At 58.8% G+C, this 11968-nt stretch carries 19 protein-coding genes; 16 read left to right on the top strand and 3 right to left on the bottom strand.

Going from position 1 to position 11968, the window contains the following annotated elements; translation table 11 throughout:
* Positions 1-19: 19 nt before the first annotated feature.
* The 16 genes from RAS12_RS13300 to RAS12_RS13225 all read left to right on the top strand — a co-directional run bounded on the left by RAS12_RS13300 (position 20) and on the right by RAS12_RS13225 (position 10596).
* On the top strand, positions 20-469 hold the full coding sequence (locus RAS12_RS13300; protein ID WP_306950603.1) for a phage tail fiber protein: 450 nt from the start codon (positions 20-22) through the stop codon (positions 467-469).
* A gap of 9 nt (positions 470-478) precedes the next feature.
* The gene (locus RAS12_RS13295; RefSeq protein ID WP_306950601.1) at positions 479-934 is read left to right on the top strand and encodes a hypothetical protein; all 456 of its coding nucleotides are present in this window, start codon (positions 479-481) and stop codon (positions 932-934) included.
* A 90-nt stretch (positions 935-1024) separates the two neighbouring features.
* Positions 1025-2641 (top strand): phage tail tape measure protein, encoded by a 1617-nt coding sequence (locus RAS12_RS13290; RefSeq protein ID WP_306950599.1) that lies wholly within the window; start codon positions 1025-1027, stop codon positions 2639-2641.
* Positions 2641-3171, top strand: coding sequence for a phage baseplate protein (locus RAS12_RS13285; protein WP_306950597.1), 531 nt, complete (start codon positions 2641-2643; stop codon positions 3169-3171). Before RAS12_RS13290 ends, RAS12_RS13285 begins: the two co-directional genes overlap by 1 nt.
* The gene (locus RAS12_RS13280; protein ID WP_306950595.1) at positions 3168-3476 is read left to right on the top strand and encodes a phage baseplate plug family protein; all 309 of its coding nucleotides are present in this window, start codon (positions 3168-3170) and stop codon (positions 3474-3476) included. Before RAS12_RS13285 ends, RAS12_RS13280 begins: the two co-directional genes overlap by 4 nt.
* Positions 3469-4293: a baseplate hub protein gene (locus RAS12_RS13275; RefSeq protein WP_306950593.1), complete on the top strand. Its 825-nt coding sequence runs from the start codon at positions 3469-3471 to the stop codon at positions 4291-4293. Before RAS12_RS13280 ends, RAS12_RS13275 begins: the two co-directional genes overlap by 8 nt.
* Positions 4278-4964 (top strand): Gp138 family membrane-puncturing spike protein, encoded by a 687-nt coding sequence (locus RAS12_RS13270; RefSeq protein ID WP_306950591.1) that lies wholly within the window; start codon positions 4278-4280, stop codon positions 4962-4964. Before RAS12_RS13275 ends, RAS12_RS13270 begins: the two co-directional genes overlap by 16 nt.
* Positions 4961-5305: a contractile injection system sheath initiator gene (locus RAS12_RS13265; RefSeq protein WP_306950588.1), complete on the top strand. Its 345-nt coding sequence runs from the start codon at positions 4961-4963 to the stop codon at positions 5303-5305. The genes RAS12_RS13270 and RAS12_RS13265 overlap by 4 nt, the downstream gene beginning before the upstream one ends.
* Positions 5298-6488 (top strand): baseplate J/gp47 family protein, encoded by a 1191-nt coding sequence (locus RAS12_RS13260; protein ID WP_306950586.1) that lies wholly within the window; start codon positions 5298-5300, stop codon positions 6486-6488. Before RAS12_RS13265 ends, RAS12_RS13260 begins: the two co-directional genes overlap by 8 nt.
* Positions 6485-7135 carry a DUF2612 domain-containing protein gene (locus RAS12_RS13255; RefSeq protein ID WP_306950584.1) on the top strand — a complete coding sequence of 217 codons (651 nt, stop codon included), beginning with the start codon at positions 6485-6487 and terminating at the stop codon, positions 7133-7135. The genes RAS12_RS13260 and RAS12_RS13255 overlap by 4 nt, the downstream gene beginning before the upstream one ends.
* On the top strand, positions 7136-8323 hold the full coding sequence (locus RAS12_RS13250; protein WP_306950581.1) for a hypothetical protein: 1188 nt from the start codon (positions 7136-7138) through the stop codon (positions 8321-8323). It abuts the gene before it with no gap.
* A 10-nt stretch (positions 8324-8333) separates the two neighbouring features.
* Positions 8334-8534, top strand: coding sequence for a hypothetical protein (locus RAS12_RS13245; protein WP_306950579.1), 201 nt, complete (start codon positions 8334-8336; stop codon positions 8532-8534).
* Between the two features lie 3 nt (positions 8535-8537).
* Positions 8538-9155: an SGNH/GDSL hydrolase family protein gene (locus tag RAS12_RS13240; protein ID WP_306950576.1), complete on the top strand. Its 618-nt coding sequence runs from the start codon at positions 8538-8540 to the stop codon at positions 9153-9155.
* 300 nt (positions 9156-9455) lie between these two features.
* Entirely contained in the window at positions 9456-9746 is a 291-nt protein-coding gene (locus RAS12_RS13235; RefSeq protein WP_306950575.1) for a phage holin family protein, read from the top strand.
* Positions 9743-10153 (top strand): M15 family metallopeptidase, encoded by a 411-nt coding sequence (locus RAS12_RS13230; RefSeq protein ID WP_306950573.1) that lies wholly within the window; start codon positions 9743-9745, stop codon positions 10151-10153. The genes RAS12_RS13235 and RAS12_RS13230 overlap by 4 nt, the downstream gene beginning before the upstream one ends.
* On the top strand, positions 10150-10596 hold the full coding sequence (locus RAS12_RS13225) for a hypothetical protein (RefSeq protein WP_306950571.1): 447 nt from the start codon (positions 10150-10152) through the stop codon (positions 10594-10596). The genes RAS12_RS13230 and RAS12_RS13225 overlap by 4 nt, the downstream gene beginning before the upstream one ends.
* Before the next feature lie 98 nt (positions 10597-10694).
* On the opposite strand, the gene RAS12_RS13220 is transcribed toward RAS12_RS13225, so the two are convergent.
* The 3 genes from RAS12_RS13220 to RAS12_RS13210 are packed head-to-tail and all read right to left on the bottom strand — an operon-like array spanning position 10695 to position 11724.
* Entirely contained in the window at positions 10695-10967 is a 273-nt protein-coding gene (locus RAS12_RS13220; protein ID WP_306950569.1) for a hypothetical protein, read from the bottom strand.
* 56 nt (positions 10968-11023) lie between these two features.
* Positions 11024-11446, bottom strand: coding sequence for a type II toxin-antitoxin system HicB family antitoxin (locus RAS12_RS13215; RefSeq protein WP_306950567.1), 423 nt, complete (start codon positions 11444-11446; stop codon positions 11024-11026).
* Between the two features lie 59 nt (positions 11447-11505).
* Entirely contained in the window at positions 11506-11724 is a 219-nt protein-coding gene (locus tag RAS12_RS13210) for a type II toxin-antitoxin system HicA family toxin (protein ID WP_306950566.1), read from the bottom strand.
* Between the last annotated feature and the right edge of the window lie 244 nt (positions 11725-11968).

The following is an 11968-nucleotide window of genomic DNA, read 5'->3' as shown; positions in this document are numbered from 1 at the left end:
TTTCTTTTGAGGATCAGATATGTACGATATTTCCGCTATCGGGGTTGCGCTGCGCTGCGTGGCCAGTGAGTCCTTCCCGTCCGGCTTCACGATCACCGAATTCGCCGACGACGCGGATCCGTTCGACCTACCGGCCATCGATATCGCGACGCCAGCGATGACTGTCAATGGTGACCTGGTGACTTTCAGCGCGCCGACGCCCATCACCATCACCTTGAACGTCATCCCTGGCAGCGAGGCAGACAACAATCTCGCCGTCATTTTCGAAGCAAACCGCGCCGCCAAGAACAAGCGCCACGCGCGCGACGAAATCACAATCGTCGGGACGTATCCGGACGGTGCAAGCCTGACACTCAGCGAAGGCAAGATGACCAACGGCATGCCCGGCAACTCGCCAGCATCTGCCGGCCGCATCAAGTCCAAGTCCTACACGTTCGCGTTCCAGAACCTTTCCCGCACCCGCGCATAAGGGCAAACCATGGCAGATCTGATCAAGCCCCGCGTCATCATGGTCAAGAACCGTGACGGCGTCGAGAAGGCATTCACCATTTCCCGGCTGCCGGCCACGGTGGCGCGAGAGGTAATCGCCAAGTACCCGCTGTCGAACATTCCCAAGCTGGGCGACTACGGGACCTCTGAAGAGGTCATGAAGAAACTCATGTGTTTTGTGGCAGTCGACCTTGATGGCCGCGAGCAGCGGCTGACAACCCAAGCCCTGATCGACAACCACGTCGATGACGGCATCCAGTTGATGAAGCTGGAAGTCGAGATGATCGACGAGAACACCGGTTTTTTCGGACTCGGCGGGCAGCGCGGTTTCCTCGACTGCCTGCTGGAAAAGTTGCTCCTATCGATTACGCCAATGCTGACCCCTTTATTGGATCAATTGTCAGTTCCGGCCTCGCCCGACTCGCCGAGCTCAAAACAGAAATAGACCTAGAGGAGGCGATGGACCTTTGGGAAATCGCCACGACCAACAAGGTCAACGAAATCCGCGCGGCGGAAGCTCAACAGAGGAAGTGACATGGCATTGCTGGACGCGCTGACCTACATCATCAATGCCGACAATTCCCAGTTGGACAAGGCGGTCGATAACTCCGAAAAGAAGGTGGACGAGTTTGGCAAAAGTCTGACCTCTGCGGAGGGCCGGGCCAAGCTGATGGAGGACAAGATCAAGGGGTCTTTCGCTCGCATCGGCGGTGTGATCTTTGCGGCAGTGGCGGCTTCCAAAGCGTTGAGCGCCGCGGTGGAGCGTGCCCAGTTCGTCGAGCAGGTGCGGCAGGTGGGCGAATCCGCCGGTGTCGCCGTGGGCGATGTGGACGCGCTGGGCAAGTCTGTTGAGCTTCTAGGCGGTGACGCCCAGGGCGCTCAAGCTTCCCTTGAGGGGCTGGCTAAGTCGTCCTATGACGCCTTGCAGGACGTCAACAGTTCCCAAGCGAAGGCCTTTGGCGCGCTGAAAGTATCGCTCAAGGGGGCCGATGGGCAGATCAAGAGCACCATGCAGCTCATGGGCGACCTAGCGGGTGCCATCCAAGGCAAGGACCGCCGGAAAGCTGAAGACATGCTGTCTGGGGTTGGAATTACTGACCGGAAGACTATCGACCTGCTGTTCAAGGGAAGGCAAGAGCTAGACAGCCTGATGCGGGCGCAGAAGCAACAAGGGGTCGTTACTCAGGATTCTGTCGAACGTGCCCAGCGGTACACCGTAGCCATGGCGGGTCTGAAGCAAACATCAGGCAGTGTGCGTGACAGCATCTCTGACACGCTCTTGCCAGCTCTGACCTGGGTGATCGAGAAATTCGACGCGGTGATCAAATGGGTGCGCGCCCATGAACAGTTCGTGAAGGGCTTCTTCATCGGCCTGGCTGGCGTACTGGCGGTGGTGTTTACGCCGGCGGTGTGGGCTGCTGCTGTCGCCGTTTGGGCGCTGATCGCGCCGTTTCTGGCGGTTGCGTTGCCCATCGTTGCGGTGATCGCCCTGTTCGCGCTGCTCTACGACGATGTGATGAACTTCCTGGACGGGAATGATTCGCTGATCGGTCAGATCTCGGAGAAGTATCCAATCGTCGGCGAGACGGTCAAGGCAATGGCTGAGGCCGTTAAGGCTGCGTTCAAGTGGATTGTTGAGGCCATTGGCACGGCCTGGGAGGCTATCAAGGGCTTTCCGAAAAAAGCAATTGATGCCTTTGCAGCGATGGGCGCCAGCATCAGCAACATCTTTGATGCGATCGTCAAGGTTGTAAAGAACGCCTGGGCCTATGTGGGCAGCGTGTTCGACAGCGTTTCATCCGTCATCAAGAAGATTGGGAAGTGGCTTGGGTTCGGCGGCGGTGACGATATTCAGGTGAACGCGACGACCGTGTCGAGGGGAGTGTCCGACGCGGAGGCCAAAGCGGACCAAAACATGAAGGCGGCGCAGGAGCAGCTCAACCAAGCTGCGGCAAACCCAGTGAACTCGGTTACGTCGAACGCAATCTCCAACGCCAGCAACACGCGCACCGAAACGAATGTCCAGGTCGGGCAAGTGACCGTGCAGACGCAGGCGACCGACGCCCAGGGCATCAGCCAATCCATCGGTGGCGAACTGAAGGGCGAACTCAAGAATCTGCAGGCTGATTCTGCAAGTGGAGTGAACCGGTAATGCAGCTGTCCGATAGCTATTCAACGTCCACGCAGCAACGGGTGGCCATTCTCGACGCTGAAAGCGCTCAGGTGATCTTCACCTCTGCCGAGCCGATGCGGGTGTCCGTCAAAGAGTCAAAGCGTGCCACCAAGTTTGCTGTCGAGGATGGCACCGAACGGTCCGACCACGTTGTGCGCGAGCTGACAGAAATCCAGGTGGATTTTCTGCTGTCCGATGACACGCGGAACCAGTTCGAAAACATTCGCCAGGCGTTCGACCAAAACAAGTTGTTGATCGTACAGACCAAGGTTCGGTCGTACGAGAACATGCTGATACTGGATATTCCCCATGACGAGACGCCCGAGCTGGGCACAGCAATCAACTTGCCGGTTCGGATGCAGGAATGGGTTGAGGTCAAGCCTGAGTTCGGCGAATTGCCGCCGGCGAAAGTTGAGAACAAAAGCCAGTCCAGCACTGTCAAGCGCGGCCAGCAGACGACGCAGGAATCCAGCAGAGGTGGCAGCGTCCTGAGTGGAGTATTCAAGTGAGAGACATAAGCCTTCTACCAGTACCGAATCAAGAATTTTCATTCACGATCAACGGGGTTCTGTGGGAGTTGGCCATCAAGGTCGCGCGCGGGACGATGCTGGCAGACGTCAAGCGGGACGGTCAGGATCTGGTGCGAGGGCAGCGAATCGTTGCAGAGCACCCAATTTTGCCGTATCGCTATCTCAGCCATGCGGGCAACTTCGCCATTCTCACGCGCGACTATGAATTGCCGTGGTGGGAAGAGTTCGGACGGTCACAGTCCCTCGTGTATCTGGATCCGGAAGAGGTCGGAATAAATGATTGATTTACGCGCGATCAGGGTGGGGATCGAGGTGTCGGGCCGCATGAATTACTACAGCGCCGCAGGTGGGATGCGTATCAAGGCAAGCGGCACGAAATATGCCAACGCGACTCAGAATGAATGCAGCGTCACTATCTCGAACCTACGCCGGGAGACGCGGGACTTTCTGCTGACGGAGACGAGCCCGTTTAACAAAAACCGGACGCCGAAGCGGCTGATTGTCGAGGTCGGCCGGGTGTCCACAGGTCTCTTCAAGGTCTACACGGGCGACATCATCAGCGCGGAACCTAGCGGGCCGCCTGACGTGGATATCGTCCTGAAGTCCAAGACCGGCAATGCTTCAAACAGTGTGGTGGTGTCCAAGAGTGCGCAGGCGACCTCTAAGCTCTCCGCGATCGCTTCGGGTATCGCCACGGACATTGGCGTCACGCTGGATTTCCAGGCGCTGGACAAACTGATTGCGAACTACACCTACACCGGCGGGGCGCTGGGTCAGGTCAACCGCCTGGCTGAAGCTGGTGGTGTGAGGGCATTCGTGGACGATACACGTCTCATCGTGCAGGACTTCGACAAGGCCGCGCGCGGCCGGGTCAAGATCCTCAACATGAACAGCGGCATGGTGGGCATTCCCAAGGCGACCGAAAAGGGCGTGGAGGTCACCTACCTGATCGACGGCGAGTCTGTTCTGGGCGGCACGTTGCGCCTGGAAAGCAAGTTCAACCGGTCGCTTAATGGCGACTACAAGATTGACCAGCTGAAGTTCGACGTGGCCAGCCACGACGACCCATTTTTCTATCAAGCGACATGCAGCCGACTTTAGCCCCCAATATCGATGGCGCGGACGAAGGAAGCCTTTCAGGCGTCCTGAAGTCCTGGATCCGCTCATTCATCCGGGAGAACCTGGACGACATGCTGCCGGCCCAGGTTGTGTCCTACGACGACGCGTCGAACCGGGCGGTTATCAAGCCACTCATCATGGTCGGCACAACGGACGGCCAGAAGATCTCGCGCGGCAGCATTCCGAACATTCCGGTTTTCCGGTTTGGCGGTGGCGGCTTCTTCATGCGCTTTCCGATCAAGCAGGGTGATTTCGGCTGGCTTAAAGCGAACGACCGGGACGTGTCTCTAATGTTCCAGCGCGGTGGGCGGGAGGACTGGCCAAATACGGAGCGGCTGCATTCCTTCTCTGATGCCATGTTCTTTCCTGACACGATCAAAGACTGGGCAATCAACGGCGAGAATGCGGACGCACTCGTCCTGCAGTCCATGGACGGAACCACCTGCCTGGCCCTGCACGACGGCAAGATCGTCTTGAAGGGCGGGGAGTTCGTTGTGGAGACGGAAGCCATGACGGTGAAATGCCCGACGCATTTCGAGCAGCCCATCCGGGCGGACCACGGCATGGACCATGACGGGGTGCGCATCGATAAGAGCCACGGTCACACGAACGTGCAGAACGGGCCAAGCACTTCAGGAGGGGTCGCAGGATGATTTCGTTTCAGACCGACGAAAACAATGACTTCGTGACGCTGCCTAACGGCAACCTTGCGATGGTGTCTGATCGCGATGCGGTGGCGCAGGAGGCAAGGCACTTCGCGGCCACGGCGCGTGCGGAAATGATCCACGCCTATGACGAGGGCATCCCGTTCCTGCGCGAGGCGTTCAGCAAACAGCCGAACCTGGCGCAGTTCGAAGCGTCCCTGCGGCGTCGGCTGCTTGATACGCCGGATGTCACGGGCATCGTGAGCCTGACCACCCAGACTGAAGGCGAGACGCTGAAGTACACGGCAACGCTACAAACCACCTACGGCACGGTAACGATCAATGGCTGATTACAGTTTCCTCGAGAATCGCGGCGTCATCGTCGCTGATACGGCGGCCACTCGTGCGCAAGTTGAGGCCGAGTTCAGGGCGGTCTTTGGCGAAGATATGCCGACGGACCCGGCAACCCCCCAGGGGCAGTTGATTACCCGCATCACGGAAGAACGCGATGCGATCGCACGCAACAATGCCGAGCTGGCCAATCAGATCAACCCAGCGCTATCGGGTGGCGTGTTTTTGGATTCTCTGATGGCGCTGACCGGCGGCCGCCGCCGGAGCAGCGTCCGGTCCCTGATAGTCGGCGCGGTGCTTGGCGGTGTTCCTGGCACGAACGTGCCGGCTGGATCCATCGCAGAGACCCAACAAGGCGAGCAGTTCCAGATCGTGACCACCGTGGTGCTGGATGCCAGCGGTGGGGGTACGGCAAACCTTCGCGCACTGCAGGATGGCGAGATTATCGTACCGCCTGGCGGCCTCAGTACTGTGGCCTCCAGTGTGCTGGGCTGGGAGAGCATCACCAACCCGGCTGCCGCAATTCCGGGCCGGCGAGAAGAAAACGACGTGCTTCTGCGCCGGCGTCGAGCCCAGACTCTGGCCCTGCAGACGACATCGATCAACGAGGCCATCGTGGCGCGGCTGTATGACATCGAGGGCGTCCGCTCGTGCTACTACCTAGAAAACTACGCCGACGTCGACCAGACCATTGACGGCATCCCTTTGCGTAAGCACAGCATTTGGGCGTGCGTAGAAGGCGGAACGGATCAGGAGGTCGCGCAGGCACTGTTCGAAACCAAGACTGTCGGCGGTGGGTATAACGGCGCGGTCGTGGTTGCCGTTCCTGACCCGATCAATGGGCGGCTGTACGAGGTCAAGTTCGACCGGCCAACTGAAGTGATTCTTCTGGTTCGGGTAACTGTGCGGGAAAGCACACTGGACGTGCAGCAGCTGATCCCTGACCTGGTGATGAACTATGTCGACGGCGATATAGACGGCGACGTCAGCTTCGTCGTCGGGAGTGACGTTTCTACGTTTGAAATCGCAAGCGCCATCAATCAGCAGGAGGCAAGCATCTTCGTGAAGAAGGTGGAGCTATCCGTGGTCGGGTCGGGCGTTTGGTCTTCCGACTCTATGGATATCAACCCGAATCAAATTGCGCGCACGCAGCGCAGTTCCATCCAGGTGGTGATTGCATGAGCGGCACCCAGCAGTTCGACTTTGCTGTCGACTTGATGCGGTCGATCCTCTGGCAGTACGAAGGGGCGCCGCGCGCGGTGGCCCTAGCAAGAAATGATCAAGCATGGATCGACAGCCATCAGGGTGATTTCTGGCGCAACTGGCATCGAGACGTTTTCGACCTAGATACGGCCAACGAGTTCGGCCTGGTAGTGTGGGCGCGCATCCTGGGCGTTTCGCTAGAGATTGGCGAGTCGCGCCGCGTGGAAGGCGTGTTCGGCTTTGGCACCACCAATAAAAACTTCGGCAACGGCAATTTCGGGCGCGCCTCCGATGGTCAGGTGAGTCTTGACATCGAGTCCGCACGCAAGTTGCTAAAGCTGCGATGGTTCCAACTCACCATGCGGCCCACTGCGCCAAACATTAATCAGGCCCTGGCGAATGTATTCGGTGATGGCGCCGCCTATGTGGCCGACAGCTATGACATGACCCTCGTCACCTTCTTTTTCACCCAAACGCCGGATTACAGGCTGCGCCGACTTCTGGAGAAGACGGACATTCTGCCCCGGCCCTCGACGGTCCGGGTGGGCTGGACAGTGCAGGTCAAACCGTCGTGGGGCTTTGGCCCCAATCATCTCAACTTTGAAAACGGAAACTTCGGAGCGTAAATGGCTACTCGAATCTACAAGACGCCGTTCGCGGCCACGGGCGACAAAGAATCGTTGGCCACGGCAGATCAGCCTGATGGCAAGGTTTCGCTGCAATCCGGTTGGACGACGGACTATGAACTGCCTAACGACAACGCGAACTATCGGCCCATTGGCCGGGCTGAAATGAATGGGATCATCGGGGAGGTCACCGAGGGTTTGGGGGATATTCAGCTAAACGGATTCGCCACCTGGCAGGCTATTGATGGCGGCTGGCCGCTCGGCGCTCAGGTGGCGTCCGGCGGGGCGGTCTACCGCTCGGACATCGACAACAACACGACGACCCCCGGCGCGGTTGGAGCAAACTGGACGCCGATGGGTTCAGGTCTCGCCACCACCGCCCAGGCGCGGGCCCTTGCCAATGCGTCGGCGTTGATATCACCCAAGACCCTCGGCGAAGCCAGTACCGTATTCAGCCCAGTGGTAGGTTCCGCTTCGGGCGTGCGCATGAGCGTGCTGGCGGCATCTGCCGCGGCATCTTTGACTGCTGGGCAGGTGACTGTAGGCGTGGGCACTACAGGGCAGGCCTATCGCTTGTCGGCGCTCAACCTGCCTATCAATCTGTCGTCGGTGGGCGCCGGCGGTATGGACACTGGCCTGGCACCCGTGAGCGGATATGTCGCGCTATATGTGATCTTCAATCCTGCAACCGGCACGGCGGCCTTGTTGGCGGTGAACGCGACGGCCACCGCCGCGCCCGAGGTCTACGGCGGCGCGAACATGCCGGCCGGTTTTACCGCCTCTGCACTGTTGAGCGTCTGGCCCACGAACGCGAGCCGCCAATTTGTTGTTGGATTCCAGCAGGGACGTCAGGTCAGCATCGAAGTGCAAGGCGTGCTCAGCTCGTCCACTCAGCGGCCTACCGCTACATCCCTTTCGATTGCTGGCGCAGTTCCGTTGAATGCAAAAGCCGTGTCAGGGTATATCGCCTTGAGTTCGTCGACGCCTACTGCCGGATCTAGCAGCGTTGCTACCAGCGGTTCTGTTGGTGTGCAACTTTTCAATCCGCAAATCAGCGTGGCGGCGACCGCCTATTCCGCTCCGTACAGCAACGTGCAGCTTCAAACGCCTCAAACGATCTTCTACACGGCCACTGTGACGGCCGGAACGATGACAGCCTACATCGGGATCACCGGATACGCATTCTAGGGAGTGCATTATGGAAGAGTTTTTCGTCCAGTTCTCTGGAGCTGAGCAGAAGGAAATTGTGGCGACCTTTGGTTGTGTCCAGGATGAAAAGGTATATCCGAACCAGGGGAGTGTTGAGGTTGATGATCCGCGCTGGTTGACCTATTTCAATGGCCTGCCGCTTGCGATCCAGGAATCAATGGCGCGCCCGGCGCAGCCGAAAGGAGATTAGCTAATGAATGCCGGAGACCGTTGGATATACGTGGGCGACTCCACCAGTGCTGGCATCTTTATCGGATCGCCTCCAGTGCGCCAGTCTGCTGAAAATCTGATTACGACCAACCTTGCCAAAAACACCGGCTGCTACATCCAAAACCTATCTTGGGGTGGTGCGCGGGTAGCGGACGGCAATGTGCCAATGTTTGGCTGGGCGTCCAATTTCTCCACGATCTTGAGAGTGTCAGGGCCTCCGGTGGCGAAGGGTCTGATCATCGCCCTAGGTACGAATGACTGGGCGCAGACAAGCGTGAGTGGCGCAGAATTTATCGCCTCTTATCGGGGGATGGTGCGCGCCGCAAAATTTCACGGCTTGGCTGTGGTAGGCATGACGCCACTCTGGCGGTCTGACGGTGCCAACCGGCCAATGAAAGCCGACGGCGCGTGGAATATCGTTGAGTGGGGCGGCCTCATCGCCGACATTTGCAGCCAGGAAGGGGCGAAATTTATCAACGGGTATGAGGCGCCGCTAACACCGGCCAACTTTGGTGACGGTGTGCATCCTGATGAGGCAGGGCATCTTCTTTGGGAACCGTACGTTCGAACAAAGATGCAGGGCTTCAACTATATGAACTGATCGCTACCAAGTGTCCCGAGAATCGCTACGGGCATCTTGGAACCCCCAATACCAAGAATGATGTTTCTCGGTTCCTTCTGGGTAGGGGTTCGGCTTGTCGTCGGGGGAGTCTTTCGCGGTTTCCCATCCGACAAGATAAGCGACGCGATCGGTCGGACGCGGCGGCTGGTAGGTAAGCCGGTGCCACAAACCGCGAATGTGATCCAAGGCGTAAGCCAGCATGATGATTAGCCGATCTAGTGAGTCCAGTTGTAATTCTACCCGCCGCGTGCGGGATTTTTTTCGTCTATAGGGGACGTTATGAACGATTGGGAAAGAACCCTCGCATGGCTGGCCGGCGTGGGCGCACTGGTAGCAGTGGGCCGGGCGCTGACAAATAAAGAGGCGCTGTCTTGGCGTGTTGTCGTCGGCCGCGTGATTCTGGGAAGCGCGCTATCGATGGTGGTGTTCTTGTTGCTGATTCCCTATCCAGAAGCGCCGTTGCCCGTTCTTGTGGGCGCAGGCGCAGCTTTGGGGATTCTTGGCGAACAGGTACTGGAATTGGCCGCGCGGCGGCTCATTTCCTTCAAGCTTGGAGGCGACCCGAAATGAGTCAATTCCAACTTTCACAGCGCAGCTTGATTCGTTTGGTCGGCGTCCATCCGGACCTGATCGCGGTTGTGCAGTTAGCGATCCAGCGAACGGATGTGGACTTTACTGTCGTGGAGGGTGTACGGACGCTGGCGCAGCAGCGCGAGTACGTCACGAAAGGCGCCAGCCAGACGATGAACAGCTACCACCTTCCGCAGGCCGATGGTCTCGGCCACGCCGTCGACCTGGCTCCGCTGGTGCGGGGCGTTATCCCTTGGAACGACTGGCAGTCCTTCGCCAATCTCGCCAGAGTGGTGAAGGACTGCGCCGCAGTGCTAGGTGTGCCGGTTGAGTGGGGCGGCGACTGGAAGTCGTTCAAGGACGGTCCGCACTTCCAGATCCCGCGCGATTGGCGAGGCCAGGCATGACCGCCCTGGCCAAGCTTGGCCAAGCGCTCGTTGGGTGGAAGGGCTACGCCATGGCGGCGCTGGCCGGCGCGCTGATTGCCGGCGGCGCGGCTTGGACCACGCAGGGCTGGCGCAAGGACGTTCAAATTGCCGAACTGCAACGCGACCAGCAGCAGGTCAGAGCCGACACGAATGCCGCCGTACTGGACGCTGTCAGGGGCGACATTGGCGCGATCGCGGCGGCCGCGGCACGCGCTGCGGCAGACGCCCGCACACTTCCAGCCCACGTGGGCGAAATCACTAAGGCACTGAAAAATGCGAAACCTCTTATTGCTGGGTGCCGTCCTGATGACCTCCGGGTGCGCAATCTCACCGACGCAGTACGTGCCGCGCGAGGTGCCGCCGCTGGATACCAGCCTGGCGGAGCCGTGCCCGCCTATACCGGATCCGCCGCAAAACCCTGACAGCTACGACGACTGGCAGGTTTGGGCGCAGGAGCAAGTTCTAGTGCTCTGGGGAATCTGTGCGTCGCGGCATCGAGAGACCGTGCAAGCGTGGCCTACTAGTCTGTCCAATCCTCGCGCACTGCGCGGAGGCCGCGTTCTAGAATGAAGGTCGCACGGTAGGTGGTGGGCATGGCGCCGCGATCGATTTCAAGCAAGCCGTCGCGCTCCCCGGCGGCCAACACATCCCGCAACTTCTTTCCTTCGCCCAGGCCAAACGCTTCCTGTAAACGGCCGATGGTCAAATAATCCCCGTTCTTAACATCTGCCAGTGCGGGTAACGCGCGCAGCCATATCTCGCGGACTGGCGGCGTGTTGATGTATTCGGTCATTTTTGTACCATTCCTATGCGCAACTGGCTGCGCGACAAGTGCACCGCTTGTAGCGATTAAGTGGGCGATACGGACAAGTCCAGTTCCTTTCCCATCGTGCGTAGTGCGGCCGCGATGGTATCGATTTTGGTCGCATGGCCAAGGTTGACGATACGAGTGATGTCTTGCGGGCGCGTGTCCAAACGACGAGCCAGCTCAGCGGGTGTTACCCGTTGAGCCAGCATTTCATTTAGCAATAGCACCTTTGCCCACACACTTGCAGGCAGGGGGATTAGTACCTCTCCGTCTTTAGGCGAGGAGGGAAGAGGAACGGGCCGGCGGTCCTCAAAATAGAACTCCATAGCCGTTAGAAGAGCGCCGGCGGCCATTTCCAGAGCATCCTCCCGGTTGTCGCCGCAGGTGATCGCCTCCGGGATGTCACGGAAAGTGACGTTAAATCCCCCGTCATCGGGTTCGAGCAATGCAGGATATCGAGCCATATAATTTGCTGTGCGGTGTTGCTTGGGCGAGTGGGAAGCCCCTTTCGGGGCCTCCCTCCTTATTTCAGTCCTAGTGCTTTCAGGATGTTCTTCCTAGTACCATCTTTCAGCTCTTTGCTGGGGTGTCTCGGAAGGGTGGTTTGTTTCCCTTGGTAGTAGGCTTTCGTGTGGTTGGACCCCTCTGCGAAAGTTACTCCCTGAGAAGCGAGCCACCGTTTGAACTCGCTTTGCTTCACCGCACCTCCTTTGTTTGTTGACAGTGAAACCAGTATAAACATAAAAGTTTATGCAGTCAACAAAAAAGTTTCTACTTAAGAAGAGTTTTTCTAGGCGCTTTCGTCCGACTGTCTACCGTCCGGCCCTCGGTCTTTCGTTAGCCAAATCTCGTCGTCCGAGCCGACCTCTCGCACCCATCCGCCGCACCACCCCCTGTCCGGAAATGACGGCGCGATAGGGGCGTCTGGCGAGCGGCGGCAGTATGGTCTGCGCCCCTCGTCGGTCGTCTCACCGTGCCAATGGGTG

The organism is Achromobacter seleniivolatilans (assembly GCF_030864005.1).
Lineage (GTDB): Bacteria > Pseudomonadota > Gammaproteobacteria > Burkholderiales > Burkholderiaceae_B > Achromobacter > Achromobacter seleniivolatilans.
Note: the sequence above shows the minus strand (reverse complement) of the source record. Positions and strands in the feature narration are given on the sequence as shown.

Bases quoted from the DNA above. Each gene is read 5' to 3' on its own strand.
- RAS12_RS13300 (WP_306950603.1), top strand. From the start codon at position 20: ATGTACGATATTTCCGCTATCGGGGTTGCGCTGCGCTGCGTGGCCAGT.
- RAS12_RS13295 (WP_306950601.1), top strand. From the start codon at position 479: ATGGCAGATCTGATCAAGCCCCGCGTCATCATGGTCAAGAACCGTGAC.
- RAS12_RS13290 (WP_306950599.1), top strand. From the start codon at position 1,025: ATGGCATTGCTGGACGCGCTGACCTACATCATCAATGCCGACAATTCC.
- RAS12_RS13285 (WP_306950597.1), top strand. From the start codon at position 2,641: ATGCAGCTGTCCGATAGCTATTCAACGTCCACGCAGCAACGGGTGGCC.
- RAS12_RS13275 (WP_306950593.1), top strand. From the start codon at position 3,469: ATGATTGATTTACGCGCGATCAGGGTGGGGATCGAGGTGTCGGGCCGC.
- RAS12_RS13270 (WP_306950591.1), top strand. From the start codon at position 4,278: ATGCAGCCGACTTTAGCCCCCAATATCGATGGCGCGGACGAAGGAAGC.
- RAS12_RS13265 (WP_306950588.1), top strand. From the start codon at position 4,961: ATGATTTCGTTTCAGACCGACGAAAACAATGACTTCGTGACGCTGCCT.
- RAS12_RS13260 (WP_306950586.1), top strand. From the start codon at position 5,298: ATGGCTGATTACAGTTTCCTCGAGAATCGCGGCGTCATCGTCGCTGAT.
- RAS12_RS13255 (WP_306950584.1), top strand. From the start codon at position 6,485: ATGAGCGGCACCCAGCAGTTCGACTTTGCTGTCGACTTGATGCGGTCG.
- RAS12_RS13250 (WP_306950581.1), top strand. From the start codon at position 7,136: ATGGCTACTCGAATCTACAAGACGCCGTTCGCGGCCACGGGCGACAAA.
- RAS12_RS13245 (WP_306950579.1), top strand. From the start codon at position 8,334: ATGGAAGAGTTTTTCGTCCAGTTCTCTGGAGCTGAGCAGAAGGAAATT.
- RAS12_RS13240 (WP_306950576.1), top strand. From the start codon at position 8,538: ATGAATGCCGGAGACCGTTGGATATACGTGGGCGACTCCACCAGTGCT.
- RAS12_RS13235 (WP_306950575.1), top strand. From the start codon at position 9,456: ATGAACGATTGGGAAAGAACCCTCGCATGGCTGGCCGGCGTGGGCGCA.
- RAS12_RS13230 (WP_306950573.1), top strand. From the start codon at position 9,743: ATGAGTCAATTCCAACTTTCACAGCGCAGCTTGATTCGTTTGGTCGGC.
- RAS12_RS13225 (WP_306950571.1), top strand. From the start codon at position 10,150: ATGACCGCCCTGGCCAAGCTTGGCCAAGCGCTCGTTGGGTGGAAGGGC.
- RAS12_RS13220 (WP_306950569.1), bottom strand. From the start codon at position 10,967: ATGACCGAATACATCAACACGCCGCCAGTCCGCGAGATATGGCTGCGC.
- RAS12_RS13215 (WP_306950567.1), bottom strand. From the start codon at position 11,446: ATGGCTCGATATCCTGCATTGCTCGAACCCGATGACGGGGGATTTAAC.
- RAS12_RS13210 (WP_306950566.1), bottom strand. From the start codon at position 11,724: ATGTTTATACTGGTTTCACTGTCAACAAACAAAGGAGGTGCGGTGAAG.